This is a genomic window from bacterium (genome assembly GCA_040755795.1).
GTDB lineage: Bacteria > UBA9089 > CG2-30-40-21 > CG2-30-40-21 > SBAY01 > JBFLXS01.
This window is the reverse complement of the sequence record JBFLXS010000212.1, coordinates 1-3,289: the sequence shown is the minus strand read 5'-3', so window position 1 is coordinate 3,289 and position 3,289 is coordinate 1. Positions and strand designations below refer to the sequence as shown.

Annotated in this window: 2 protein-coding genes; both read left to right on the top strand. The window is 38.1% G+C overall.

The genetic code is table 11. The features are described from left to right. Positions 1–2,897, top strand: a 2,897-nt coding sequence (locus tag AB1414_13050) for a hypothetical protein (GenBank protein MEW6608350.1), incomplete at its 5' end; no start/stop codon positions are given. Then, positions 2,887–3,084, top strand: a complete 198-nt coding sequence (locus AB1414_13045; protein ID MEW6608349.1) for a hypothetical protein — start codon at positions 2,887–2,889, stop codon at positions 3,082–3,084. The genes AB1414_13050 and AB1414_13045, both read left to right, overlap by 11 nt. Positions 3,085–3,289 lie beyond the last annotated feature (205 nt).

The following is a 3,289-nucleotide window of genomic DNA, read 5'->3' as shown; positions in this document are numbered from 1 at the left end:
TAAAGGAAATAAAGCCAAAAGAAGAAGTCATTGCCAAAGTTCCAGAGAAACCAGTTGTCGAGGAAAAGCCGAAAGTCGTCGAAGAGGTCAAACCTCCAAAACCACCTGTGCCTGAAAAACCAAAGGAGGTAAAACTACCTGAAATTCCAAAGGTTGAAATTCCACCAATAGTAAAGGAAGTCCCGCCAAAAGAAGAAGTCATTGCCAAAGTTTTAGAGAAACCAGTTGTCGAGGAAAAGCCTAAAATCGTCGAAGAGGTCAAACCTCCAAAACCACCTATGCCTGAAAAACCAGAGGAAGTAAAAGTACCTGAAATTCCAAAGATTGAAATTCCACCGATGGTAAAGGAAGTCCAGCCAAAAGAAGAAGTCATTGCCAAAGTTTTAGAGAAACCAGTTGTCGAGGAAAAGCCTAAAATCGTCGAAGAGGTCAAGCCGCCAAAACCAGCCGTTGAATTACCTCAAATAGTAGAAAAACCAAAACTTCCTCCCAAAAGAGCAGGCAGAATAATACCCAGGCGACTTACTAACCCTGATTTTTCACTTGATTTAAAATATTGGGATAAGATTGAGACCCCGGGAGGGAAAAAGACACTCCAGGTTATTTTTGATACCAAACAGTATCCAAAGGTATTTGAATATAAAAGAATTGGCATGGTAAGGGAAAAAGGGGAATTAGGGATAAGTCAATCATTAAATATGGATATTTCTAATTGTAACTCATTAATAATTGGTGCGGATGTCAAACTTATCTTTTCATCATTGGCGAGTGATGAGGACAAATTATATCCGGCAATGATTGAATTAGAATATCTAGATGCACAAGGAAATGTTAATGTTTGGAAACATGGTTTTCTTTATGATGAACCTTATAAAGAAAGCACACTTAACTATCCGGACATAGGTGAGAAGATACCTAAAAATCAATGGTATTCATATTCATCTCCAAATTTGGTGGAGATATTATCTCCGCAACCTCAAATACTTACAAATTTGAAGGTATATGGTGCCGGAATGGGGTTCAAAGCGAGAATTGATAATGTGAGCCTCGCTGTTGAAGAAGGTGAACGACCAATAGAAGAACCATCTGTAGTTATTGCCGAGTTACCACCTGCACCACCAAAAGAAGAGATAAAGGTTGAAGTTCCAAAGCCGGTAGAGGTAAAACCACCGGTGCCCAAAGAGGTGCCAAAACCTGAAATACCAGTTAAATTACCCGAGTTACCACCTGCCCCACCCAAAGAAGAAATAAAGGTTGAAGTTCCAAAGCCGGTAGAGGTAAAACCACCAGTGCCAAAAGAGCTGCCAAAACCTGAAATACCAGTCAAACTGCCTGAATTACCACCTGCCCCACCCAAAGAAGAAATAAAGGTTGAGGTTCCAAAGCCGGTAGAGGTAAAACCACCAGTGCCAAAAGAGGTGCCAAAACCTGAAATACCAGTTAAATTACCCGAGTTACCACCTGCCCCACCAAAAGAAGAGGTAAAGGTTGAAGTTCCAAAGCCGGTAGAGGTAAAACCACCAGTGCCAAAAGAGGTGCCAAAACCTGAAATACCAGTTAAATTACCCGAGTTACCACCTCCGCCACCACCAAAAGAAGAGGAGGTTAAACCTGCTGTTCCAGAAGAAGCACCGCCGGCAAAACCAGAAGAAATACTTCCAAAACTCACTAATCCTGATTTTAAAAAGGGATTAGACCATTGGCAGAAATTTGAGATAGGCTATGGAAAGAAAGAAATAGATGTGATTAAAGAAAGTGAAAACTATCCAGAGGTTTTAGAATTCAAACGAACCAAAGCCGGAAGAGAAAAGGGAGAATTAGGAATAAAACAACGGTTAAATATGGATATTTCTGAATATGTGTATGTAGTTGTGAAGGCAGATATTAAGGTTATCAATGCCTCTTTAGCAAATGATGGGATTGAAGGTGGAGATTACCCGATGACGATTGAATTGGAATATGCGGATGCACTGGGAGAGATTAAATCATTTAAACATGGTTTTCTGTATCGAAAAGAAATTAATTATCCCGAAATTGGCGAGTGTATCCCTAAAGATAAATGGTATTCTTATACATCACCTAACTTAATAGACCTTTTTACTCCAAAACCAAGAGTAATCAAAGGGGTAAAGATATATGGTTGTGGGGTGGCATTTGAGAGTCGGCTTGCCAATCTTCAATTAGTTTGTGAACAAACATTACCAGTAGTGCCAGAACCACCAGTAGCAATTGCCGTCGCACCAGAAATTCCCAAAAAAGAGGTGCCGATAACAGAAGAGGTAAAAATGCCTGAAATAATAGCAGAACGACCAAAAAAGATACCTGTAGAAAAGAAAGAAATACCTGCTCCTCCAACACAACCAACAAAATTATTAACCAATGGTGATTTTACAATTGGTTTAAGTAATTGGGAAAAGATAGAAACAGGTAAAGGGCTAAATAAAATATCTGTAATGAGGGATAGTGATAGTTATCCAAATGCCTTTGAATTTACAAGGGTATCAACCGAAGAAGGGAAATTAGGCATCAGCCAATCAGTGTGGATGCCTGTATCTACTTTTATATCTTTGGTATTAATGGCAGATATAAAGGTTATTTATTCCTCATTTTTTGGTGATAAGTTTGTTGAAAGCAGTTATCCGCTCATTTTAGAATTAGAATATATGGATATAGAAAACAAGACCCACATCTGGCGAAAAGGATTTAAGTACCAGGGCAAAATAACTGCACCAGAATTAGAAGAAATCGTCAAAGAAAAGACCTGGCAGACATTTGTCTCGACTAATCTTATAAAACAACTCTCTCCCAAACCAGTTGTGATTACAAAGATAAATATCTATGGTAGTGGTTGGGGATTCTGGGCTAGAGTGGCTAATATTAAATTAATTGGGGAATAATACCCAAAAGGGAATGGGATTAGATTTATTTATCATTGTTAGTTTTTTATTCCTGGTAATGGTGGGAATACATACATTTTGTAATCCTATAAATAGAAAGAGGGGAGAAAAAGCATCAGATGAAGAAACAAGGATGTCGTTGAAAAGACCGTATGCTACCCGCAGAAAAAAATATAAAAAAATTTAAAAATTAATACCTCAATATTTAGAGTGTTAAATTTCTATACAACTCAATATATTGTAAAGTTATGATTCTTTGATAGTTTGAGAGTGTTGCAAATGGTTTTTAGTTATGGTGTGGGTTGGGGAGAGTTTTGGGTGATAAAACATGCCAAAGTGACAAAAAAGAGGTAATCTGCTTAGTTGACATCAAGAGGAGGAGGTGTTATATA